This window comes from Methylibium sp. Root1272, assembly GCF_001425905.1.
Lineage (GTDB): Bacteria > Pseudomonadota > Gammaproteobacteria > Burkholderiales > Burkholderiaceae_C > Methylibium.
Genome location: NZ_LMDY01000015.1, coordinates 135507 through 157733, shown reverse-complemented (window position 1 = coordinate 157733; position 22227 = coordinate 135507). Strand labels below are relative to the sequence as shown.

28 protein-coding genes are annotated in these 22227 nt (G+C 69.7%); 18 read left to right on the top strand and 10 right to left on the bottom strand.

Annotated elements, in window-relative coordinates:
- The first annotated feature begins 8 nt into the window (after positions 1-8).
- The 9 genes from fdh3B to ASC67_RS14940 all read left to right on the top strand — a co-directional run bounded on the left by fdh3B (position 9) and on the right by ASC67_RS14940 (position 6366).
- On the top strand, positions 9-641 hold the full coding sequence (gene fdh3B, locus ASC67_RS14980; protein WP_056322682.1) for a formate dehydrogenase FDH3 subunit beta: 633 nt from the start codon (positions 9-11) through the stop codon (positions 639-641).
- Positions 638-886 carry a hypothetical protein gene (locus ASC67_RS14975; RefSeq protein ID WP_056322679.1) on the top strand — a complete coding sequence of 83 codons (249 nt, stop codon included), beginning with the start codon at positions 638-640 and terminating at the stop codon, positions 884-886. Before fdh3B ends, ASC67_RS14975 begins: the two co-directional genes overlap by 4 nt.
- Positions 887-932: 46 nt before the next feature.
- Positions 933-2087 (top strand): formate dehydrogenase subunit gamma, encoded by a 1155-nt coding sequence (locus ASC67_RS14970; protein WP_056323179.1) that lies wholly within the window; start codon positions 933-935, stop codon positions 2085-2087.
- A 14-nt stretch (positions 2088-2101) separates the two neighbouring features.
- Complete coding sequence (locus ASC67_RS14965) at positions 2102-2524, top strand: hypothetical protein (protein WP_404932885.1); 423 nt, start codon at positions 2102-2104, stop codon at positions 2522-2524.
- A gap of 54 nt (positions 2525-2578) precedes the next feature.
- Positions 2579-3007: a DUF4399 domain-containing protein gene (locus ASC67_RS14960; RefSeq protein ID WP_200946953.1), complete on the top strand. Its 429-nt coding sequence runs from the start codon at positions 2579-2581 to the stop codon at positions 3005-3007.
- 52 nt (positions 3008-3059) lie between these two features.
- A complete protein-coding gene (locus ASC67_RS14955) occupies positions 3060-3959 on the top strand; it encodes a formate dehydrogenase accessory sulfurtransferase FdhD (RefSeq protein WP_056322676.1) in 900 nt (299 codons plus the stop codon).
- 32 nt (positions 3960-3991) lie between these two features.
- On the top strand, positions 3992-4561 hold the full coding sequence (gene dcd, locus ASC67_RS14950; protein WP_056322673.1) for a dCTP deaminase: 570 nt from the start codon (positions 3992-3994) through the stop codon (positions 4559-4561).
- A gap of 446 nt (positions 4562-5007) precedes the next feature.
- Positions 5008-5358: a hypothetical protein gene (locus tag ASC67_RS14945; protein ID WP_056322670.1), complete on the top strand. Its 351-nt coding sequence runs from the start codon at positions 5008-5010 to the stop codon at positions 5356-5358.
- Between the two features lie 129 nt (positions 5359-5487).
- Positions 5488-6366: a neutral zinc metallopeptidase gene (locus tag ASC67_RS14940; RefSeq protein WP_056322667.1), complete on the top strand. Its 879-nt coding sequence runs from the start codon at positions 5488-5490 to the stop codon at positions 6364-6366.
- Between the two features lie 42 nt (positions 6367-6408).
- Here ASC67_RS14940 and ASC67_RS14935 read toward each other — a convergent pair whose 3' ends face one another.
- The 10 genes from ASC67_RS14935 to ASC67_RS20665 all read right to left on the bottom strand — a co-directional run bounded on the left by ASC67_RS14935 (position 6409) and on the right by ASC67_RS20665 (position 13637).
- Positions 6409-7557, bottom strand: a complete 1149-nt coding sequence (locus tag ASC67_RS14935) for a tetratricopeptide repeat protein (protein WP_056322663.1) — start codon at positions 7555-7557, stop codon at positions 6409-6411.
- Positions 7554-8024 (bottom strand): cytochrome c-type biogenesis protein, encoded by a 471-nt coding sequence (locus ASC67_RS14930; RefSeq protein ID WP_056322660.1) that lies wholly within the window; start codon positions 8022-8024, stop codon positions 7554-7556. Before ASC67_RS14930 ends, ASC67_RS14935 begins: the two co-directional genes overlap by 4 nt.
- The gene (locus ASC67_RS14925; protein ID WP_056322657.1) at positions 8017-8550 is read right to left on the bottom strand and encodes a DsbE family thiol:disulfide interchange protein; all 534 of its coding nucleotides are present in this window, start codon (positions 8548-8550) and stop codon (positions 8017-8019) included. Before ASC67_RS14925 ends, ASC67_RS14930 begins: the two co-directional genes overlap by 8 nt.
- Positions 8550-10535 (bottom strand): heme lyase CcmF/NrfE family subunit, encoded by a 1986-nt coding sequence (locus tag ASC67_RS14920; RefSeq protein ID WP_056322652.1) that lies wholly within the window; start codon positions 10533-10535, stop codon positions 8550-8552. The genes ASC67_RS14925 and ASC67_RS14920 overlap by 1 nt, the downstream gene beginning before the upstream one ends.
- Positions 10532-10996 carry a cytochrome c maturation protein CcmE gene (gene ccmE / locus ASC67_RS14915; protein WP_056322646.1) on the bottom strand — a complete coding sequence of 155 codons (465 nt, stop codon included), beginning with the start codon at positions 10994-10996 and terminating at the stop codon, positions 10532-10534. Before ccmE ends, ASC67_RS14920 begins: the two co-directional genes overlap by 4 nt.
- Positions 10993-11172: a heme exporter protein CcmD gene (ccmD, locus tag ASC67_RS14910; RefSeq protein ID WP_056322643.1), complete on the bottom strand. Its 180-nt coding sequence runs from the start codon at positions 11170-11172 to the stop codon at positions 10993-10995. The genes ccmE and ccmD overlap by 4 nt, the downstream gene beginning before the upstream one ends.
- Positions 11169-11936 (bottom strand): heme ABC transporter permease CcmC, encoded by a 768-nt coding sequence (ccmC, locus tag ASC67_RS14905; protein ID WP_056322639.1) that lies wholly within the window; start codon positions 11934-11936, stop codon positions 11169-11171. Before ccmC ends, ccmD begins: the two co-directional genes overlap by 4 nt.
- Positions 11937-11942: 6 nt before the next feature.
- Positions 11943-12611 (bottom strand): heme exporter protein CcmB, encoded by a 669-nt coding sequence (ccmB, locus tag ASC67_RS14900; protein WP_056322635.1) that lies wholly within the window; start codon positions 12609-12611, stop codon positions 11943-11945.
- Between the two features lies 1 nt (position 12612).
- Positions 12613-13272: a cytochrome c biogenesis heme-transporting ATPase CcmA gene (ccmA, locus tag ASC67_RS14895; protein ID WP_056322632.1), complete on the bottom strand. Its 660-nt coding sequence runs from the start codon at positions 13270-13272 to the stop codon at positions 12613-12615.
- Between the two features lie 209 nt (positions 13273-13481).
- Positions 13482-13637 (bottom strand): hypothetical protein, encoded by a 156-nt coding sequence (locus tag ASC67_RS20665; protein WP_156466786.1) that lies wholly within the window; start codon positions 13635-13637, stop codon positions 13482-13484.
- Between ASC67_RS20665 and ASC67_RS14890 the strand changes: the two genes are divergently transcribed.
- From ASC67_RS14890 to ASC67_RS14850, 9 genes are read left to right on the top strand one after another with little or no spacing between them, the layout of a single operon-like run.
- Positions 13630-14640, top strand: a complete 1011-nt coding sequence (locus ASC67_RS14890; RefSeq protein ID WP_056323170.1) for an FAD:protein FMN transferase — start codon at positions 13630-13632, stop codon at positions 14638-14640. The two genes, ASC67_RS20665 and ASC67_RS14890, sit on opposite strands and share 8 nt — an antisense overlap.
- A 53-nt stretch (positions 14641-14693) precedes the next feature.
- Positions 14694-17687 (top strand): hypothetical protein, encoded by a 2994-nt coding sequence (locus tag ASC67_RS14885; RefSeq protein WP_056322628.1) that lies wholly within the window; start codon positions 14694-14696, stop codon positions 17685-17687.
- Entirely contained in the window at positions 17684-18280 is a 597-nt protein-coding gene (locus ASC67_RS14880; RefSeq protein WP_156466785.1) for a hypothetical protein, read from the top strand. Before ASC67_RS14885 ends, ASC67_RS14880 begins: the two co-directional genes overlap by 4 nt.
- Positions 18277-19092, top strand: coding sequence for an SH3 domain-containing protein (locus ASC67_RS14875; RefSeq protein WP_056322622.1), 816 nt, complete (start codon positions 18277-18279; stop codon positions 19090-19092). The genes ASC67_RS14880 and ASC67_RS14875 overlap by 4 nt, the downstream gene beginning before the upstream one ends.
- A gap of 10 nt (positions 19093-19102) precedes the next feature.
- On the top strand, positions 19103-19774 hold the full coding sequence (locus ASC67_RS14870) for an outer membrane beta-barrel domain-containing protein (RefSeq protein WP_056322619.1): 672 nt from the start codon (positions 19103-19105) through the stop codon (positions 19772-19774).
- A gap of 14 nt (positions 19775-19788) precedes the next feature.
- The gene (locus ASC67_RS14865; RefSeq protein ID WP_056322615.1) at positions 19789-20310 is read left to right on the top strand and encodes a peroxiredoxin; all 522 of its coding nucleotides are present in this window, start codon (positions 19789-19791) and stop codon (positions 20308-20310) included.
- Positions 20307-20543 (top strand): DUF4266 domain-containing protein, encoded by a 237-nt coding sequence (locus ASC67_RS21070; RefSeq protein ID WP_056322612.1) that lies wholly within the window; start codon positions 20307-20309, stop codon positions 20541-20543. The genes ASC67_RS14865 and ASC67_RS21070 overlap by 4 nt, the downstream gene beginning before the upstream one ends.
- Positions 20530-21645: a DUF3570 domain-containing protein gene (locus ASC67_RS14855; RefSeq protein WP_056322609.1), complete on the top strand. Its 1116-nt coding sequence runs from the start codon at positions 20530-20532 to the stop codon at positions 21643-21645. The genes ASC67_RS21070 and ASC67_RS14855 overlap by 14 nt, the downstream gene beginning before the upstream one ends.
- Before the next feature lie 13 nt (positions 21646-21658).
- Entirely contained in the window at positions 21659-22222 is a 564-nt protein-coding gene (locus ASC67_RS14850) for an AraC family transcriptional regulator (RefSeq protein ID WP_235566343.1), read from the top strand.
- Positions 22223-22227: the final 5 nt, after the last annotated feature.

The following is a 22227-nucleotide window of genomic DNA, read 5'->3' as shown; positions in this document are numbered from 1 at the left end:
GAGTTGACATGGCAAGAATGAAGTTCATCTGCGACGCCGAGCGCTGCATCGAATGCAACGGCTGCGTCACCGCCTGCAAGGCCGAGCACGAGGTGCCCTGGGGCGTGAACCGACGCCGCGTGGTGACGCTCAACGATGGCGTGCCGGGCGAGCGCAGCATCTCGGTGGCCTGCATGCACTGCTCCGACGCGCCGTGCATGGCGGTGTGCCCGGTCGACTGCTTCTATCGCACCGACGAGGGCGTGGTGCTGCACGACAAGGACATCTGCATCGGCTGCGGCTACTGCAGCTACGCCTGCCCGTTCGGCGCGCCGCAGTTCCCGACCAACGGCACGTTCGGGCTGCGCGGCAAGATGGACAAGTGCACCTTCTGCGCCGGCGGCCCGGAGGCCAACGGCTCGGAAGCCGAGTTCGAGAAGTACGGCCACAACCGCCTCGCCGAGGGCAAGCTGCCGGCCTGCGCCGAGATGTGCTCGACCAAGGCCCTGCTCGGCGGCGACGGCGACGTGGTGGCCGACATCTTCCGCACCCGCGTGCTGACGCGCGGCAAGGGCTCCGAGGTGTGGGGCTGGGGCACGGCCTACGGCAAGCCGAGCGGCGGCGCCGCGCAGCCGGCCGCGGCCGAAGGCGGCAAGTCATGATGCGGTCCCCGCAGCGCTGCCTGGCCCTGCTCGGAGCGGTGCTCCTGACCGCCGGGCTGGCGGCGTGCGCCGACAAGCCGCAGACGGCGTCCGGCGCGTCCAAGAAGGGCGACAGCAAGCCCTGGGACGGCAGCACGGAAGCCGGCTACACGGCGCCGGACTGGAAGCAGGGCGACCGCGCCAGCTGGGAACAGCAGCTGAGGGCCCGCAACCAGCAGCAGAACGAGTACACGCGCTCGCGCTGATGGCGCGACGTCGAACACCGGCCGTAGCGTTGACACGGGGATGCCGATGACACACACGATGCTTCGATGGTGGGCTGCCGGCTGCCTGGCGCTGCTCGGCAGCGTGGCGGTGGCGCAGGGCGCGCCGGTCGCCGAAGCGGCCTCGACGACGCCTGCCGCACAGGCCGCGCCGGCCGCCAGCGCGGCAGCCCTGGCGCTGCCCGATGCGAACGAGACCAACGCCCAGCGCGCGAAGTCCCAGCCCTACAACAACGCGCCGTTCTGGCGTGCGGTGCGCGAGTCGGGGCAGCAGTCCGGCATCAGCAACCTGCCGGGCGCCGAGAAGGGCGTGCTGATCCAGCAGTTCGTGCAGTACCCGGGCTCGCGCTTCACGACGGCGGGCGAGGCCTGGCGCGAGGTGCGCAACCGCTGGATCATTCCCTACGGTGGCGCGCTGCTGCTGATCGTCGTGGTGGCGATCGGCCTGTTCTTCATGGCCAAGGGCCCGATTGGCGTGCACGCGCCGGACACGGGCCGCAAGATCGAGCGCTTCACCTACTTCGAGCGTGCCGCGCATTGGAGCAATGCGGTGGCCTTCGTGGCGCTCGCGGTGTCGGGCGTGGTGATGGCCTTCGGCAAGTTCTTCCTGCTGCCGGTGCTCGGCGGCACGCTGTTCGGCTGGCTGGCCTATGCGCTGAAGAACCTGCACAACTTCGCCGGGCCGGTGTTCGCGGTCTCCCTGGTGATCGTGTTCTTCACCTTCGTGCGCGACAACCTGCCGCGCCGGGAAGACCTGCTGTGGCTGGCCAAGGGCGGCGGCCTGTTCAACGGCGCCCACGTGCCTTCGCACCGCTTCAACGCCGGCGAGAAGCTCATCTTCTGGGGCGGCGTGTTCGCGCTGGGCATCGTGGTGGTCGGATCGGGCCTGGTGCTCGACAAGCTCATCCCCGGCCTGGCCTACACGCGTGGCGACATGCAGATCGCCCACATGATCCACGCCGTGGCCACGGTACTGATGATGGCGATGTTCCTCGGCCACATCTACCTCGGCACCATCGGCATGAAGGGTGCCTACCGCGCGATGCGCGACGGCGAGGTCGATGCCGCCTGGGCGCGCGAGCACCACGAACTCTGGTACGACGACATCCAGGCCGGGAAGATCCCCGCGCAGCGCTCCTCGCCGCCTGCGTCCGGCGCTCGGGGCCCGGCCGTGCAGTCCTGAGTGGGAGCAAGACGATGCTGATGAACATGCCGATCCTTCGACCGCTGTTCGGTGCCGCCCTGTGCACCGCCCTCGGCCTGGCGCTGCCGCCGACCGCGCAGGCCAAGCTGCCGGCACCGACGCCCGAGGCCAAGGCCAAGGCCGACGAGGCCAAGGCGAAGACCGCCTGGTCCGACAAGGTGGCGGCCTACCAGCTCTGCAAGTCGATGGACCGCGTGGCGGCCCGCTACGCCCAGGACGCCAAGGCGATCGGCAAGGACGCCAGGCCGGCGACCGCGACGCCGGCCTGCACCGACCCGGGACCCTATCAGGCTGCCGCTGCGGCGCCAGCACCCCCTCTCGAGGCCGCCGGTGCGCACTCGCCGGCCAAGACGGCGACCAGCCCGCCGAGCGGCAAGGCCACCTCGGCCGAGCAGACCGGTACGCCGAAGAAGTAGCAAGGTAGCGAGCCTGGCGTCCGGCACGGGCGCGTCGTCGTGAAGGAGTCTGCGATGCACTACCGGTTCGCCTTGTTCCTGGTCTCCGCCGTCGCGCTGACGGCCTGCGTCAGCAAGCCGCCTCCCGGCGGCAACACCCCACCGAGTGCCGCGCAGGGCGTCTACTTCATCGAGCCTGTCGACGGCAGCACCGTCAGCAGCCCGGTGAAGGTGAAGTTCGGGCTCAAGGGCATGACCGTCAAGCCGGCCGGTGAGATCGCTGAGGGCACCGGGCACCACCACCTGCTGATCGATACCGCGGGTCCGGGGCAGGGCAACGTGATTCCGGCGGACGGCAGCCACCTGCACTTCGGCAAGGGCCAGACGGAAACCGAGGTTCCGCTGGCGCCCGGCAGTCACGTACTGAAGATGCAGTTCGCCGATGGCCTCCACCAGTCCTATGGGGAAGCGATGAGCGCTTCGGTGCGCATCACGGTTCGATGACCTTCCGCCCCCGGTCGAGCGGTCCACGCTCGTTTCGGGCCACACTGCGGGCATGAACGACAAGGATCCGAAGCTGCCCCGCATGAGCCGCGCGCAGGCGGCGCTGACCCGCAGCGTCGACGTGCTCGACGAACACGGTGAGCGCCAGACGATCCAGATCCCGGCGGAGCGTCCGCTGACGGTCTTCGTCGACAAGCGCGAGCTCGTCACGCTGATGACGCTGGGCGCCGAGCCCGAGTTGCTGGTGCTCGGCTATCTGCGCAACCAGCGCCTGGTCGACTCGGTGCACGACATCGACTCGGTCACGGTCGACTGGGAGGTCGGTGCCGCCGCGGTGAAGACGCGCGCCGGCATCGAGGACTTCGACCGCAAGACCGCCAGGCGCGTGGTGACCACCGGCTGCGGCCAGGGCACGGTGTTCGGCAGCCTGATGGACGAACTCGACACGCTCGTGCTGCCCGGGCCGCAGCAGGCCCGCATCAGCCAGCGCGCGCTGGTGGCGCTGCTCGACGCAGTGCGTCGCCAGGAGAGCACCTACAAGTCGGCCGGCTCGGTGCATGGCTGTGCGCTCTTCACGTTGGCCGGCGACGACGCACGGCTCGAACTCTTCGTGGAGGATGTGGGCCGCCACAACGCGATCGACACGCTGGCCGGCTGGATGTGGCTGCGCGGCCTGGGCGGCGCCGACAAGGCCTTCTACACGACCGGTCGTCTGACCAGCGAAATGGTCATCAAGTCGGCGCAGATGGGCGTGCCCATCGTCGTCTCGCGCTCCGGCATCACGCAGATGGGCCACGAACTGGCCACGCAACTCGGGCTGGCGCTGTTCGGCCGCGCGACCAACCGGCACTTCCTCTGCTATAGCGGTTTCGAGCGCTTCGACGGCGATCCATTGCTGGCGCGGGCGCCTGCCGTGCCGCCCGCCGGGGAGGGCGGGAGCCGGGCTGCCTAGAATCCGGGCTTCTTGCAGGAAGAAGCACCGCGATGAGCATCAAGAGCGACAAGTGGATCCGGCGCATGGCCGAGCAGCACGGCATGATCGAGCCCTTCGAGCCCGGCCAGGTGCGCCACGCGCCCGATGGCCACAAGATCGTCAGCTACGGCACCAGCAGCTACGGCTACGACATCCGCTGCGCGCCGGAGTTCAAGGTCTTCACCAACATCTACAGCACGGTGGTGGACCCGAAGGCCTTCGACGAGCGCAGCTTCGTCGACATGGACTCCGACGTCTGCATCATCCCGCCCAACAGCTTCGCGCTGGCGCGCACGGTCGAGTACTTCCGCATCCCGCGCAACGTGCTGACCATCTGCCTGGGCAAGAGCACCTATGCGCGCTGCGGGATCATCGTGAACGTCACGCCCTTCGAGCCGGAATGGGAGGGCTACGTGACGCTGGAGTTCAGCAACACCACGCCGCTGCCCGCCAAGATCTACGCGGGCGAGGGCTGCGCGCAGGTGCTGTTCTTCGAGAGCGACGAGGTCTGCGAGGTCTCCTACAAGGACCGCGGCGGCAAATACCAGGGACAGCGGGGCGTGACCTTGCCCAAGACCTAGCGTTGGTAGAGCCGTTGCGCCGTTGCGCCGTTGCGTTGTTGCGGTTTGGCGCGGGCGCCCCTTCGGGCTGACCGCTCCTCCTCTACTTCGCTCCACACAGCGGCCCGTCACGGCGCTTCGATACACCGTGCTGCGCCGGGGTTCGAAGACCTTCGCATGTCACGGTGGTGCGTGCTGACCAGGGCATCGGGTGAATGGCGAAGAGAGGTAAAGGAGGAGGGGTCGGCCGCAAGGCCGGCGCCGGGGGACACGAACGCAGCCGTTCACCCGATGCCCTGGTCAGCAGCGCTCACCCTGTAGGAAGTTGCCTGACAAGCCACTACCACTTTGCGCAGCAAGCGCTCAACTGCGGAGGCTTCGGCGGTGTATTCGTGGCATCGAGGATGGGCGGCGCCTCTAAGCTGACGACATCGAATTGCCATCTGCGATGGCCCCGGAGCCGACCCATGAACCCGCGCGACCTGCCTGCCGACTATCACGACCTGCCGACGATGCCGGCCGAACTGCTGACCGAGTTCGACGACACCGGCTTCGCGTCGATCGACGACATCGCCTGCACCCGCCTGGGCGTGAAGGCCTCGCAGACCCCGCTGGCCGTCGACGTCTGGACGCTGTCGCGCTTTCGCGCGCTGATGGCCGAGGAAGGCTGGCCCGTCCATGCCGCCCGCATGCTGTTCGATCGCGTCTATGCCCACGAGCGCCTGGCCTTCGCGCACAGCAGCGCGAACCAGACCCTGCGCGATCTCGCGCTCGATCTGTTCCGCCGCATGCACGCCGACGACGGCCTGTCGCACTGAGGCCACCGCCGCCGCGCGCGGCGAGATCGTCTTTCCTCTTCTCCCCGAGACCCCCGAGGGCCGCACCGCGAAAGCGCTGCGGCCGGCAGTACCATGGGCCGCATCGTTCGGCTTCTGGGGAGGGGCGTCATGAAGTGGGAAGGCCAGGAACAGAGTGACAACGTCGAGGACCGCCGCCGCATGGGCGGGGGGCGCGGCGGGCTGCCGATCGGCGGCCGTGGCATCGGCGTCGGCACCATCGTCATCGCGCTGGTGGCGGGGTGGATCTTCGGCATCAACCCGCTCACCGTGCTGGGCATCCTGAGCGGTGGCGGCGCACCGACCGCGCAGGTCTCCAGCGGTCCCGCGCCGGCCCCGCCGGCCGACGATGCACAGGCAAGCTTCGTCTCGGTGGTGCTGCGCAGCACCGAGGACGTATGGACCGAGGTCTTCCGCAGTGGCCAGGCGCAGTACGTACGGCCCAAGCTGGTGCTGTTCCGCGGCGCCACGGCCACCGCGTGCGGCACCGGCCAGAGCGCGATGGGGCCGTTCTACTGCCCCGGCGACCAGCAGGTCTACATCGACCTCCAGTTCTTCGACACGCTGCATCAGCGCCTCGGCGCGCCGGGCGACTTCGCGCAGGCCTATGTGATTGCGCACGAGGTCGGCCACCACGTGCAGCAGTTGCTGGGCATCAGCGAGAAGGTGGAAGCGGCGCGGCGCGGCGGCAGCGAGGCGCAGGCCAATGCGATGAGCGTGCGGCTGGAACTGCAGGCCGACTGCTTTGCCGGCGTGTGGGCCAACCGCTCGCAGCAGGCCCGGCAATGGCTGGAGCAGGGCGACATCGAGGAGGCGATGAATGCCGCCTCGCAGATCGGTGACGACACGCTGCAGAAGCGTAGCCAGGGTCAGATCGTGCCGGAGAGCTTCACCCACGGCAGCAGCGCGCAGCGTGTGAGCTGGTTCAAGCGTGGCATGCAGACCGGCCGCATCGCCGACTGCAACACCTTCGAGGCCAGCCGGCTCTGAGGGCGGTCCGTTCGGCGCGATGCGCCGTTCGCCCGCGTCGACCTATTTTGCGGCCGGCTCGCCGATCTCGATCTGCAGCCCGGTCGTTCCCACCGCCACCGCCGCCGACAGGCCCTGCAGGTCGCCTGGCTGCGGCATCGCATTGCCGCTGCGCGACAGGCGGGCGCCGACGATCACGCGCGTCGCGCCGGAGAGTCGGGCCGCCGGCGACATCGACAGGCTGTCGTCGAGCGTGAACTGCAGCGGCAGGTCCTTGGCCTGGCGGCGCAGGATGGCGAGCGGCATGCGCGGACCGCCACCATCGTCGGCCGCACGCGCGAACACGAACAGCGTGTCGTCGGGAGCCACGCGGTCCTTCAGCGACGGTGCGATGCGAACCGTGCCGCTCACCCGGGCCGGTGCGCCGGCGGGCGGCGAGGCCGACGTCGCGGACGGCGTCGCGGCGGGCGCGGCCTCGGCTCCCGACGGCATCCCGGCGAGCTGGCGCGCCTGCGCGACGCTCGCGCGGATCTGCTGGGAGAACGGGCTGTCGGCGGGCTCCACGCGCGCCAGCGCCTCCCAGTGCTTCACCGCCGTCGGGTAGTCCTTGCGGTCAAAGGCGATCAGGCCGGCGAAGGCCAGTGCCTTCGGGTGAGCCGGATCGATCGCCAGTGCGCGCTCGACGAGCCCGGCCGGCTCGCCCTGCATCGCGCCGCGGTCCATCGCGACCAGCGAGGCGGCCAGGTCCACCAGCAGCGAGGCGTCGCGCGGATTCAGGGGGATGGCCTTGCGGAAGGCCTCGGCCGCTTCCGCATGGCGGCCCAGCGCCGCGTAGGAACGCGACAGCATCTGCCAGCCCTCGGCGTCGTCGGGCCGGGACTTCAGACGCTCGGCGAGCTGGTCGACCATCGCGGCGATCTGCGCGCGGGCCGGGTCGCTCGCCGCCGCGCTGGCGCCGTCCGGCGGCGGGGCCGCGGCCGAGCGTGTTCCGGGGCCGAGCTCCAGCAGATCGGGTGCGCCGAGCCAGCCGTAGCCGCCCCCGGCGATGACGATCGCGAACACCGCGAGCGCGGCGGCCAGCCCGAGCCGGCGGCGCGGAGGGGCGCCGGCCGGCTCGGCCGTCGCGGACCGCCACAGTGGACGGGTCAGGCCGGCGATCGCGGCGAGGCACAGTGCGACTGCCAGCAGCAGGAAGAAGGTCAAGGGGTTCATGGGGCGCGCGGGCCGTCACCGACGGCGTTGGCTTCTTCCTCGTCGGGTTCGAAGTGATCGTCGCTCAGCCGCGCACGCCGGCGCAGCACCAGCACCAGGGTGGCCAGACCGCCCAGCAGCAGCACGAATGGGCCGAACCACAGCAGCCAGGTGCTCGTCTTGACCGGCGGCCGGTAGAGCACGAAGTCGCCGTAGCGGTCGGTCATGTACTGCAGGATCTCGGCCTGGCTGCGGCCTTCCTGCAGCATCGTGCGCACCTGCCGGCGCAGATCGACGGCGAGATCGGCGTGCGAGTCGGCGATGGTCTGGTTCTGGCAGACCAGGCAGCGCAGTTCGGCGGCGATGCGCATCACGCGCGCCTCGAGCACCGGGTCTTCGGCCAGCGGCGGGGCGTCCTTGGCCAGCGCAGGGAATGCCAGCAGGCCCGACAGCAGCGCGCCTGCGACAAGCGAGATCCAACTAGCCATTCAGGTCCTTCAGCAGCGGTCGGATGCGTGTCTCGATGACGGCGGGCGTCAGCGGGCCGATGTGCTTGAACCGCACCAGCCCCTGCCGATCGATCACGAAGGTCTCGGGCACGCCGTAGACGCCGAAGTCGATGCCGACCCGGCCGTCCGCGTCGAAGGCCGAGGCATCGTACGGGTCACCGAAGCGGCGCAGCCACTCCAGGCCGGCCGGCCGCGTGTCCTTGTAGTTCAGGCCGATCACCGGCACCGACTTGCTGCGGGCGAACTCCATCAGCGTCGGGTGCTCCTCGCGGCAAGCCACGCACCACGAGGCCCACACGTTGAGGATCCACACCTTGCCCAGCAGGTCGTCGCGGCGCAGCGTCTGGTTCGCGTCGTCCAGGCGCGCGAGCGAGAAAGCCGGCGCGGGCTTGCCGATCAGCGGCGAGGGCACTTCGGTCGGCGACAGCCCGAGCCCGCGCCACAGGAAGACGGCGAGGACCACGAACAGGCCGAGCGGAAGGACGTAGCGCAGGCTCCTCAACATCACGCCACGGCCCCGGCCGGGCCCACCTGCTGCGCCTGCTCCTGCCGCTGCTTCGCGCGGTAGCGCCGGTCGCTGGCGGCCAGGGCGCCGCCCAGCGCCATCAGCACGCAGCCGCCCCAGATCCAGTTGACGAAGGGCTTGAAGTAGACGCGCACGATCCAGCTGCCGTCGGGCGTGGGCTCGCCCAGCGACACGTAGAGGTCGCGCGTGATGCCGCGGTCGATGTCGGCTTCGGTCATCGGGTTGCGCTGCACGCGGTAGATGCGCTTCTCGGGCCGCAGCAGCGCCACCGCCTTGCCGTCGCGCGTGACCTCGACCTGGCCCTGCAGGCCGTCGTAGTTCGGGCCCTTGATTTCCTTCAGGCCGCGCAGCGCGAACACGTAGCCGCCGGCCTCGGTGGTGTCGCCGATCGCCATCTTCACGTCGCGCTCGAGCTGGTAGGTGGTCACCATGCTCACGCCGAAGGCGAACACCGCGACGCCCACGTGGGCCAGCATCATGCCGAGCATCGCGCGCGGCAGCTGCCGCGCACGGGCCGCCAGGCTCTTCGGCAGGCTGCCGGCCGGGCGCAGGCGCTCCCACAGGTCGACGCCGATGGCGGCGACGATCCAGTAGCTCATCAGGAAGCCGAGCGTCGCACCCAGCGCGATGCGGCCGGCCAGCCAGCCGGTGAGCAGCGCCGCGACGACCGCGACCGCTGCCGCCCAGCGCAGCCGGCGCGCCAGCTCGGGCAGCTCGGCCTGCTTCCAGCGCGCCAGCGGGCCGATGCCGAGCAGGAACACCGCCGGCGCCATCAGCGGCACGAACACGGTGTCGAAGTAGGGCGGGCCGACGGAGATCTTGCCCAGGCCCATCGCGTCGAGCAGCAGCGGGTAGAGCGTGCCCAGCAGCACCGACAGCGTGGCGACGACGAACAGCACGTTGTTGGCGAGCAGCATCGACTCGCGCGACACCAGGCCGAAGCGCGCGCCCAGCCCGACCTTCGGCGCACGCCAGGCGTACAGCGTGAGCGATCCGCCGATCACGATGACGAGGAAGACCAGGATGAACAGGCCGCGCTGCGGGTCGGTGGCGAAGGCGTGGACCGAGGACAGCACGCCGGAGCGCACGAGGAAGGTGCCCAGCAGCGACAGCGAGAAGGCGACGATCGCCAGCAGCACCGTCCACGACTTGAAGGCGCCGCGCTTCTCGGTGACCGCCAGCGAATGGATCAGCGCGGTGCCGGCCAGCCAGGGCAGGAAGGAGGCGTTCTCCACCGGGTCCCAGAACCACCAGCCGCCCCAGCCGAGCACGTAGTAGGCCCAGGTGCTGCCGAGCATGATGCCCAGCGTCAGGAAGGCCCAGGCGGCGGTCGTCCAGGGCCGCGTCCAGCGCGCCCAGGTGGCGTCGAGCGTGCCGCCCAGCAGCGCGGCCACGGCGAACGCGAACGCCACCGAGAAGCCGACGTAGCCCATGTAGAGCATCGGCGGGTGCACGATCATGCCGGGGTCCTGCAGCAGCGGGTTCAGGTCGTTGCCGTCCGGCGGCACCGGGAACAGGCGCTGGAAGGGATTGGAGGTGATCAGCATGAACAGCAGGAAGCCCACGCTGATCAGGCCCATCACCGCGAGGATGCGCGACACCACCGGCATCGGCAGGTGGCGGCTGCGCAGCGCCACCGCGAGCGTCCAGGTGCTGAGCATCAGCACCCACAGCAGCAGCGAGCCCTCGTGGCTGCCCCAGCTGGCCGCGACGCGGTAGAACAGCGGCAGCGCGCTGTTCGAGTTGGTGGCCACGTTCAGCACCGAGAAGTCATGGCGCACGAAGGAGCTCACCAGGCAGCCGAAGGCCAGCGCGACGAGCAGGAACTGCGTCTGCGCCGCCGGCCGCGCGAGCGACATCCAGTCGGCGCGTCCGCGTGCGGCGCCCAGCAGCGGCAGCGTGCCCTGGATCAGCGCGGTGGCGAGCGCCAGCAGCAGCGCGATCTGGCCGAGTTCGGGGATCATGGCTTGGGGCCCTTGACGACGGTTTCGCCGATTTTCTGGTTGCTGGCGCCGGCACGCTGCAGCGCTTCGGCGGCTTCGGGCGGCATGTAGTTCTCGTCGTGCTTGGCGAGCACCTCGCGTGCGACGAACACGCCATCGTCGCCGAGCTGGCCCTGCGCGACGACGCCCTTGCCCTCCTTGAACAGGTCGGGGAGGATGCCCTGGTAGCGCACCGGGATGCTCTTGACGGTGTCGGTCACGACGAAGCGCACCACCAGGCCGTCGCGCTGCACGCTGCCGCCGTCGACCAGGCCGCCGAGGCGGAAGGTGCGGCCCACCGGCGCCTCTTTCGCGGCCACCTGGGCCGGCGAGTAGAAGAACACCAGGTTGCTCTGGAAGGCATTGAGCACCAGCGCGGCGGCCACGCCGACCGCCGCGACGATGCCGACGATCAGCGCCAGGCGCTTCTGGCGGGGCTTCATGGCTGCAGCTCCGTGTCAGGCGCGTCGCCGGCGGCCTGCGCGAGCGCCAGGCGCTGGCGGCGTGCGGCCAGCCAGGGCTCTGCACTCATCAGCAGGGCCGTGACGGCATACGAGCCCCACACGTAGAGGCCGTAGCCGCCCATGTCGAAGAACGCCGAGGCGCTGGGCCAATTCATCGGGACTGCTCCTCGCGTGCGGGGGATCGAGCCACCAGGTCGCGCACCCAGTCGGCATGCGACTCTCGTTCCAGCACCAGCGCGCGGGCGCGCATGAACACGACCGCGAAGGTGTAGGCCCAGAACGCGAACGTCATCAACAGCATTGCCGTCAGCATGGTGGTGGCCATCTTGGGCGCCGCGGTCATCGTGATCGTGGCGCCCTGGTGGAGGGTATTCCACCACCGGACCGAGAAGTAGATGATGGGGATATTCACCGCACCGACGATCGCCAGCAGCGCGCCGGCCCGGTCGCCGCGTCGCACGTCGTCGATCGCCGCAACCAGCGCGATGTAGCCTAGATACAGGAACAGCAAGATCAGTTCCGAAGTGAGCCGGGCGTCCCACACCCACCAGGTGCCCCATGCGGGTTTGCCCCAGAGGGCGCCCGTCCATAGCGCGAGGAAGGTGAACAGCGCGCCGGTCGGCGCCAGCGCATGCGCCAGCATGAAGGCCATGCGGGCATTGAACGCCCACCCGATGGCGGCCCAGAAGGCCATCGCCAGGTAGATCACCATCGACATCCAGGCGGCCGGCACGTGGATGAAGATGATGCGGTAGGACTCGCCCTGCTGCGCGTCGGTGGGGGCGACGAAGAAGCCGATGTAGAGCCCGGCCGCCGCGAGCGGCAGCGCCAGGGCCCACAGCCAGGGGATGAGCCGACCGGCCAGCGCATGGAAGCGCGCGGGCGCGGCGAAGGTGAACCAGCGGATGCGTTCTGGCACGCCGTACTACTCCAGTGAAATGCGCAAGGCGGCTGCGGTAGCGAGCGGCGCCGTCAGCGCCGTCAGGATCAGCAGCGCCCCGAGGATCGAGAAGTGTCCTCCAGGCGACTGCCCGGCGTCGACTGCCGCGACGGCGCCGGTGCCGAAGATCAACGCCGGGATCGTGAGCGGCAGCACCAGCAGCAGCAGCAGCACGCCGGCGCTGCGCAGCCCGAGCGTCAGCGCCGCGCCGACCGAGCCGAGCAGGCTCAGCACCGGCGTGCCCAGCAGCAGCGACACGACCAGCGTGCCGAGCGCATCGCGGTGCATGTCGAACAGCAGGCCCAGCAGCGGCGCGGCGGCGATCAGCGGCAGGCCGCTCAGCGTCCAGTGGGCGGCCGACTTGGCGGCGGCGATCACCACCGCGCTGTGGCCGGTCAGCAGCATCTGCTCCAGCGAGCCGTCGGCGAAATCGCTCGCGTAGAGCTGCGACACCGACAGCATCGCCGCGAGCAGCGCGCACACCCAGGCCAGGCCTGGCGCGAGCTGACGCAGGATCTGCGGCTCGGGCCCCACCCCCAGCGGGAACAGACTGGCGGTGACGACGAAGAAGGCCACCGGCATCAGCGTCTCGACGCGCCGGCGCATCGCGAGGCGCAGGTCGCGCAGGTAGACGGCGAGGAACAGGTCGCGCATCTCAGGCGCACCGGTCCAGGTCGATCTCGCGCGGCCGCAGCCGTGCGGTGTCGAGTGCCAGGTGGCTGGTCAGCAGCACGCTGCCGCCGCGCGCCGCATGCGCCAGCAGCAGTTCATCGAGTCGACCGATGCCGTCGGCATCGAGGGCGTCGTAGGGCTCGTCGAGGATCCACAACGCGGCCTCGTCCTCGACCGCCAGCCGCGCCAGCGCCACGCGCCGGCGCTGACCTTGCGACAAGGTACGGACCGCGGCCTGACGACGGCCCTGCAGGCCCATGCGCTCGAGCGCGGCCTGCGCGATGGCCGGCGTGCTGGGGCGGCCGTGCAGGCGCAGCAGGAACTGCAGCGACTCGCCGGCCGTCAGGTCGTCCTTCAGTGCATTGGCGTGGCCGATGAACACGAAACTTCGGCCTGGGGTCGCGGCGTGGGCCGCCGCGCCGTCACGCAGGATCGCGCCCTCTTCGGGGCTGGCCAGGCCGGCGGCGAGCCGCAGCAGGCTGGTCTTGCCGCGGCCATTGCGGCCGCGCAGCCAGACGATCTCGCCGTCGGCGATCGCGAAGTCCAGCCCCTTGAACAGCAGGCGGTTGCCGCGCCGACAGGCCAGGCCGGTGGCGGACAGGCGCGGTGCGGTGGCAGGGGTCGGGGCGCGTGGCGACAACACGGGACGTTTCAGTTTGCAAGGGCAGTGCGCAAGGCGTGCCGACTGTACTGCGGTCGTGGCCGGCCGCAGGGCGCGGAGAAGGCGTGCGGCAGGCGCTGGGTGGCGTGTGTGGTTTCGCTTGCTCACATCTGAATCGTCTTCATGCAGACAAGCACAAATACGGCAGCAAATCATCTGCGACAGCGTGTAAGCGCTGCGTGCACTGCCAACTATTGACGCGTTTTTCGCTGGTTCAAGCGCGAGTATTCGTCCGCTCCGAACCCGCCGGCTTCCGGCAGCGTCCGGCGCACGAAAGAACGAATGAACAAGAAAGATCCGTCGCCCGATCGGCGGACGAGCAGCTCAGGGGAGATCGTGATGTCCATGTCCAGCATGTCGAGTGTCGGCCACCGCGTGGGGGGTTCGGCGCGCCTGCCGGCCGGTGCCTGGGCACAGGGCGGCTGGATGCGGCGCGAGGAGGCCATCATGGGCACCTCGATCAGCGTCGAGCTGTGGAGCGACGACCGGGCGGCCGGCGACGCGGCGATCGACCTGGTGATCGGCGAGATGCACCGCATCGACCGCGGCATGAGCCCGCACAAGCCGGACTCCGAGCTGTCGCGCATCAACCGCGAGGCAGCGTCCCGGGCGGTGTCCCTCAGCGAGGAGATGTTCGCGCTGTTGACGCGCTCGCAGGAGTTTTCGCGCCGCTCCGACGGCGCTTTCGACATCACCTTCGCTGGGGCCGGCAAGCTGTACGACTACCGCGAGCGCATCCGGCCGAGCGACGACACGTTGGCTCGGGCCTGTGCGGCCGTCGGCTACCAGCATCTGGAACTCGACCCTGTTGCGCGCACCGTGCGCTTCGCCCGCGACGGCCTGCGCATCGACCTGGGCGGCTTCGCGAAGGGCCATGCGGTGGACAACGCGACGGCGATCCTCACGCGCCGCGGCATCCGCCACGCCTTCATCAGCGCCGGCGGCGACAGCCGCGTCATCGGCGACCGCCGCGGCCGGCCTTGGACGATCGGCGTGCGCGATCCGCGCCGGCCGGGCGAGATCGTCGCGCTGCTGCCGCTCGAGGATGCGGCGGTCTCCACTTCCGGGGACTACGAGCGCTATTTCGACGCGGCCGACGGCGTGCGCTGCCACCACATCCTCGATCCGCGGACCGGCAAGTCCCCGGACAGCGTGCGCAGCGTGACCATCATCGCGCCCGATGGATTGACCAGCGAAGCGCTCTCGAAAAGCCTGTTCGTGATGGGCGTCGAGCGCGGCATGCGCTTCGTCGAGTCCCACGCCGGTGTCGACGCCGTGGTGGTCGACGCGGCCGGGGCACTGCACTACTCGTCCGGTCTGCTCGCCGCGGGCGCGCAGCCGCGGCAGTGACACAAGAACTCAAGTGACTCTCGCTCGTTGATTTCACCGATCAGGGGACCAGGATGAAGAACAAGCTGGGAAGAGAACAGACGGCACTGCTGACCTGCAGCGCGGTGGCGCTGAGCCTCGTGCTCGCGGCCTGCGGCAGCGGCGGCAGCGGTTCGGACACGGTCACCGTGCAGGGCGACGTGCCGATCGCCTACGCGAAACGCGCCAACACGATCCGCGCGAACCCGACCAACGGCGCGCCCACCGCGCCGGGCGGCGACCTGATGATCCGCGAGAAGTCCTCGCCGAGCGCGCCCGAACACAACATCACCACCCAGTTCACACAAGGTCAGGGCGACGCGTCCGACCCCGAGGTCTCGTACGACGGCAAGAAGATCGTGTTCGCGATGCGCTGCCCGACCACGAACACCGCGCAGATCGACGGCGGGCCGGCCTGTACCGGCCGCTGGAACATCTGGGAATACGACATGACCACCGGGGGCTACACCGGCGGCAGCTTCCGGCGCCTGACCAGTTCGACGCAGGACGACGACGTGGACCCGGCCTACCTGCCGGCCGACCGCGGCTTCGTGTTCTCGTCGAACCGCCAGACCAAGTCGAAGACGACGCAGGCGCTCAACCAGACCTATTACGCGCTCGACGAGTACGAGCGCGAGCGCGTCTTCAACCTGCACACGATGACCGCCAACGGCGTGAACGTCCAGCAGATCTCGTTCAACCAGAGCCACGACCGCAACCCGGTGGTGCGCCCGAATGGCGACATCCTGTTCTCGCGCTGGGAGCATGTGGGCGACCGCAACCGCTTCGCGATCTTCCGCACCAAGCCCGACGGCACCGACATGTTCGTGCTGTACGGCGCGCACAGCCCGGGCAACAGCTTCCTGCATCCGCGCGACATGGACCCGGCCGGCGCCTACAGCGGCTTCCTGACCTCGTCGCTGATGTCGTTGTCGGGCACCGACGAGGGCGGCTCGCTGATGCTGGTCGACGCCGCCAACTACTCCGAATACAACACGCCGGCCAACCGCAACGTGCAGGCGCTGGGCGGGCAGGCGCAGATCACCGCGCAGGCGCTCAACGACGGTCGGGGCCTGTCGCGCTACGGTCGCGTCACGTCGCCGTTCCCGCTGTGGGACGGCACCGACCGCGTGCTGGTGGGCTACCGGCCTTGCGAGGTCACGCGCGACGGCGACGTGGTGTCGTGCGCCACGCTCACCAGCGCCGAGATCGCGCGCCTCGACGACGAGGAGCGCACCGAGGCCGAGGTCGCCGCCGATTCGCTGCAGGACAACGTGCCGCCGTCCTACGCGATCTACATGTACGACCCGGCCAAGCAGACCTGGCTGAACGTGGCCGCGCCGCCGGCGGGCTTCATGTACACCGACCCGGTCGCGCTGCAGCAGCGCGCCGAGCCGAACGCCGCCGACCCGACCAACGTCGATCCCACGCTCGCGGCGCAGAACCTGGCGCTGATCGAGGTGCGCAGCGTCTACGACACCGATGGCCTCGACCGCATGGGCACCTCGATGCTCGCCGCGGCCGACCTGCCGCCCGGCTGCACCACCGCCATCGAGAAGACCGCGCCGACCGATCCGCTGGACACGCGCAACCTGGTGGCCGACCTGCTGCGCATCAAGGACCCGGCCGATCCGGCCTACAACTGCGCGCCGGCGCGCTTCGTCCGCGCGGTGCGGGCGGTGGCGCCGCAGGCCAACATGATGGGCATGCGCGAGGCGATCGGGGAGACCGATTTCGAGCCGCAGCAGATCCTCGGCTACGCGCCGGTCGAGCCCGACGGTTCCTTCAAGCTGCAGGTGCCGGCCGATACGCCGCTGGCGCTGGCGATCGTCGACGCCAAGGGCCGCGGCATCCAGACCCACCTGAACTGGATCCAGGTCCGGCCCGGCGAGCGTCGCACCTGCGACGGCTGCCACAGCCCGCGGCGCGGCGCAGCGCTCAACTCGGGCTCGATCGTCAACGCGATGGCGACCGCGCTGCTGCCGTCGATGTCGGGCGCCCATCAGTCCGGCGAGACCATGGCCTCGCTGCGCACCCGGCTCGACCCAGCTGCGCTGAGCCTCGGCGCCGACATGGTCTACACCGACGTGTGGGCCGACACCAGCCGCGGCGGCGTGGCCCGCGCGCCGATCACGGTGCGCTACACCGGCAATACGAACCCGGCCGACGATCTGCAGACCGCGGTACCGGTCAACGGCATCATCAATTACGCCGAGCACATCCAGCCGCTGTGGACGCGCAACCGCGGGGGCAACACCTGCTCGGGCTGCCACAACGACCCTGCCAAGCTCTCGCTGCAGGGCACGACCAGCGGCACCGGCCGGCTGCTGTCGTACGACGAGCTGCTGATCGGCGACCCGGTCATCGATACCGCCACCGGCCTGCCGGTGACGCGCATCGAGGACGGCGTGCCGGTGATCGTGCGTGGTGCTGCGGTGGTGGAGACCATGAGCGGCAACGCCGGCGGCCTGGCGCGCATGAGCCGGCTCACCGAGATCCTGTTCGGCGAGGAGCTGATGGCCGGCGCGGCGGCGCGCACCGCGCATCCCAACCCGCCCGGCACCGCACCGGACCACGCGACGATCCTCAACGCGGCGGAACGGCGCCTGGTGACGGAGTGGATGGACCTGGGCGGCCAGTACTTCAATGACCTGGCCAGCAGCCCGAGCGTCGTCAACGTCGCCGCGGCGTTGACCCAGGCCTCGTTCGAAGCGCAGGTGCAGCCGGTGCTGCGCGCCAGCTGCTCGGCCGGCTGCCACCAGCCGGGCGGCAATGCCGGCGCGTCGCAGACGACGCCGTCCTACTCGCGCAACCGCTTCATCCTCACCGGCGACCCGGGCGGCGACTACAACGTCACGCTGACGATGATCTCCGACACCTGCAATGCGGCGGCCAACTACCTGCTGAGCCGGCCGTCGACGGTGCCGCACCCGGCCGGCGCAGCCGGCCAGAGCGCCGCGGTGCTGCCGGTGGGCAGTGCCGGCTACACGGCGATCGCGAACTGGATCAGCAGCGGATGCACGCCATGACGAGAAGGACGTTCGCGCCGCTGGCGGCGCTGCTGCTGGCGAGCTGCGGGGGCGGCGGCAACCCGCTGAGCAACCCGTCGGACGTGGACAACAGCGGTGGCGTGACGGGCCAGAAGCTGTCGTTCATCTATTTCCAGAAGTGCATCAACCCGATCTTCCAGGCGCAGCTGCAGATCAACATCAACGGCGTGATCTCGACCAACAGCTGCGCCGGCTCGGGTTGCCACGACAACACCAACGGCACCGGCGGGGCCTTCCGCGTCGTGCCCTCGGCGACCGAGGTCGACCTGGCCGATCCGGCCAACACGCCCGACGCGGTGCGCACCAGCGACATGTACAAGAACTTCTACTCGGCGCAGGGCGAGGTCATCCCCGGCTCGCCCAACACCAGCCGGCTGGTCACCAAGCCGCAGGTGCTGGGCGTGCTGCACGGCGGTGGCCTGATCTTCGAGAACGACCAGGACCCGAACGTCAAGCTGCTGCAGTACTGGATCGGCCACCCCTCGCCGCAGGGCCAGGACGAGTTCAGCGTTGCCGGCAACAGCATGTTCACACCGGCCGATCCGGCCACCGGCGCCTGCAATACCCAATGAAGCGCCCGAGCCCGTTTTTCTCCGGCCTTGCAGCCGCGTTCGCGCGCCGCGGCCTGGTGCTCTCGCTGGTCGTCGCCGCAGCCGCGGTCTCGCTTCCCGCCCGTGCCGCCGAAGACGGCGCTGCGGCGGAGGCCGACACCGATGTGGAGCGCGTGCAGGTGGCCGACCCCTACATCGAGCTGCACACCGGCCCCGGCCGCGGCTATCCGGTGCACTTCGTCGCGGCGCGCCAGGAGTGGATCGCCATCACGCTGCGGCACACCGATTGGTACAAGGTGCGCACCGCCGGTGGCAAGGAAGGCTGGGTGCACCGCAAGCAGCTCGAGACCACGCTGACCGAGGCGGGTGGCGCCAAGACCTTCCGCGACATCGCGCTCGACGACTACCTGGGCCGTCGCGTCCAGCTCGGCGCGGCCTGGGGCCAGTTCAAGTCGGAGCCGATGCTCAAGTTCTGGACCAGCTACAAGCTGTCGGACACGCTGAGCGTCGAGGGCACGATCGGTCAGGTGCAGGGGCTGTATTCCGGCACCGACTTCTGGCACGTCAACGTCCTCGCCGAGCCCTGGTCGGACCAGCGTCTGTCGCCGTTCTTCAGCATTGGCCTGGGCAAGTTCAGGAATTTCCCGAACCAGAGTCTGGTGGCTGCATCGGTCACCGACGCGAAGCTCGGCAATGCCGGCATCGGCGCGCGCTACCACGTGTCCGAGCGCCTTGTGCTGCGCGTCGACTACACGATCTACACCGCCTTCGTTGCCGACACCCGCAGTACCGAGTACCGCGCGGTCACCGCCGGCCTCTCCTTCTTCTTCTAACGAGAACACCATGACCGGAAGAACCCACGCCCAGCCCCTGCTGACGACGGCCCTTGCGGCCGCAGCCCTGACCGCCGCGCTCGCCACGCTGTCCTCGCCGGCCGCGGCCCAGAGCCAGCAGCCCGGCAACGAGCAGGTCATCGTGCCGGAGGTCGACCGCCGCGACGTCAAGCTGCCGCGCTTCCCGTCGAACGACTTCGAGATCGGGCTGTTCACCGGCACCTACGCGACCGAGAACTTCGGCTCCAGCATCGTCGGGGGGGTGCGCCTCGGGTACCACATCACCGAGGACTTCTTCGTGCAGGGCGTCTATGCGCAGACCAAGGTCAGCGACGAGGCCTTCCGCCAGGTGCTGCCCGGCGGCGTGTTCGCCGACGAGGACGAGAAGCTCGCGTACTACAACCTCTCGGTCGGCTACAACGTGCTGCCCGGCGAGGTCTTCCTCGGCCGCAATCGCGCCAAGGCCACCGCCGTCTACGTGATCGGCGGCATCGGCAGCACCAAGTTCAACGACCAGCGGCGCCAGACCTTCAACCTCGGCCTGGGCATGCGCCTGATGCTGGCGGACTGGGCGGCGATGCAGGTCGACATGCGCGACCACATCTTCTCGATCGACGTGCTGGGCAAGCGCCAGAGCACGCAGAACCTCGAGCTGACGGCCGGCATCAGCTTCTTCTTCTGAAGGAAAGACGCCCCATGACCACGATCCTGCTTCCACCGCGGCGCCAGGCGCTGCGCCTGTGCGCCGGCGCGGCGCTGGGCGCCTACGCCGGCCTCTGCGTGCCGGCGATCGCGCCGGCCTCGACGGCGCCCGACTTCACGCTGCGCAGCATGAACGGGCCGAACCTGCGGCTGCAGGAGCAGCGCGGCCGGGTCGTGATGGTGAACTTCTGGGCCACCTGGTGCGGACCGTGCCGCCAGGAGATGCCGCATCTCAACCGGCTGTACGAGAAGTACCGCGCCTCGGGCTTCGTGCTGATCGGCGTCAACGTCGACGACGACGTGCGCAAGGCGGCCGAGGTGGCCGCCAAGCTGGGCGTGAGCTTCCCGGTGCTGCTGGACACCGACAAGAAGGTGAGCCGCCAGTACGACCTGAGCACGATGCCGTCGACGGTGCTGATCGACCGCGACGGGCGCGTGAAGTACGTCCATCTTGGCTACAAGACCGGCTACGAGGACACCTACGACAAGCAGGTCCGGGAGCTGCTCAAGCAATGAAGCCGTCACGCAACCTTATCTCTGCAGCGGCAGCGTTGCTGGGCCTGTCGCTGCTCTCGGGCTGTGGCATCCAGCCCTGGGTCAAGCCCTACGAGCGCGAGCGGCTCGCCGATCCCATCATGCAGTTCTCGCAGGACCCGCTGGTGGACAAGCACCGCGAGCACGTGCGCAGCGTGCGCGAGGGCGCGCGTGGCGCCACCGGCGTGCAGGGAGGCGGCTGTGGCTGCAACTAGCCTGCGACGCCTGCGCCGGCGCCACTGGGCGCGGCTGGCCGGTCTGCTGGGCGGCGTGCTGGCCGCCGGCGCGGCGCGCGGTGTCGACCTGCCCGGTGACCAGGCCGAGGCCCTGGCCCACGTCTACAAGGGTGGCGGCGTGACCGCTTCCGGTCCGGCGCTGCTGGTGCGCAAGAGCCTGGCCGACAAGGTGTCGCTGTCGGCTTCCTATTACGTGGATGCGGTGAGCAACGCGTCGATCGATGTCGTGACCACCGCGAGCCCCTATCGCGAGCGCCGCACCGAGTACGGCTTCGGTGCCGACTATGTGTACCGCGACTCCAAACTCACGCTGGGCTTCACGAACAGCAAGGAGCCCGACTACACGGCCGACACCATGAGCTTCGACGTGAGCCAGGAGGTGTTCGGCGGCATGACCACCGTGAACCTGGGCTTCACGCGCGGCTCCGACAAGGTCGGCAAGAAGGACTCGCCCGAATTCTCGGACTACGCCCGGCACTGGCAGTACCGGCTGGGCGCGACGCAGATCCTGACCCCGCGCTGGCTGATGAGCGCGAACCTCGAGGTGCTGTCGGACGACGGCTTCCTGGGCAGCCCCTACCGCGTGGCGCGCGTGTTCGGCGCCGCCGTGCCCGAGCGCAACCCGCGCACGCGATCGGCGCGGGCCGTCAAGTTCCGCGTGGTCGGCGACCTGGGATCGCGCGACGCGCTGCACGCCGAGTACCGCTATTTCTGGGACACCTGGGCCATCAAGGCGCACACCGCGGAGGTCGGCTACAGCCGCTACTTCGGCGAGCTCTGGCTGGGCGACGCCTTCGTGCGCGTGCACACCCAGGACCGCGCGCTGTTCTACAGCGACAACGCCACGGTCGAGACGACCTACATCTCGCGCAACCGCCAGCTCAGCAGCTTCAACAACGTCGGCCTGGGCAGCAAGCTGTCCTACACCTTCAAGCAGGTGCCGGGCCAGTACGAGCTGAAGGCGGGCGGGGCGCTGGAGTTCGTTCGCTACAACTTCCGCGACTTCACCGACATCCGCAGCGGCAGCCGCTACAGCTTCACTGCCGGCGTGATGCAGATCTATGTATCAGCCACCTTCTGAAAGAGCCCGGCGTATGTTCAGTCGATGCTGTGGGGCGCTCGTCGCCTGGTTCGTGTTCGGCGCGGCCGTGGCGCCGGCCTGGGGGGCCGATGCGGCTGTGGCGGCCCCGGCCCCGGCAGCGAGCGAGGCCGCTGGCGGACTGGATGGACGCATCCAGGACGTGAAAGGCGACGTGATCCGCCTCAATCGTGACTTGCTGGTGCTGGAGGAGGAACTGCTGTTCCCGGCCAGCACGCAGGTGGCGCTGTTCGTGTCGATGGACGTGGGCAAGCTGTTCGAGCTCGACTCGGTGCAGATCAAGCTCGACGACAAGGTGGTGGCGAACTACCTCTACACGCCGCTGGAGGTGCAGGCGCTGCACCGCGGCGGCGTGCAGCGCGTCTACCTCGGCAACCTGCGCGCCGGAGAGCACGAGCTGGTGGCCTTCTTCACCGGCAAGGGCCCGCACGAGCGCGACTACAAGCGCGGCGCGACCGTGAAGTTCGAGAAGGGCACGGACCCGAAGTACATCGAGCTGCGCATCAACGACTCCACCGGCAAGCTGCAGCCGGAGTTCGACGTCAAAGTCTGGCAGTGAGCCGC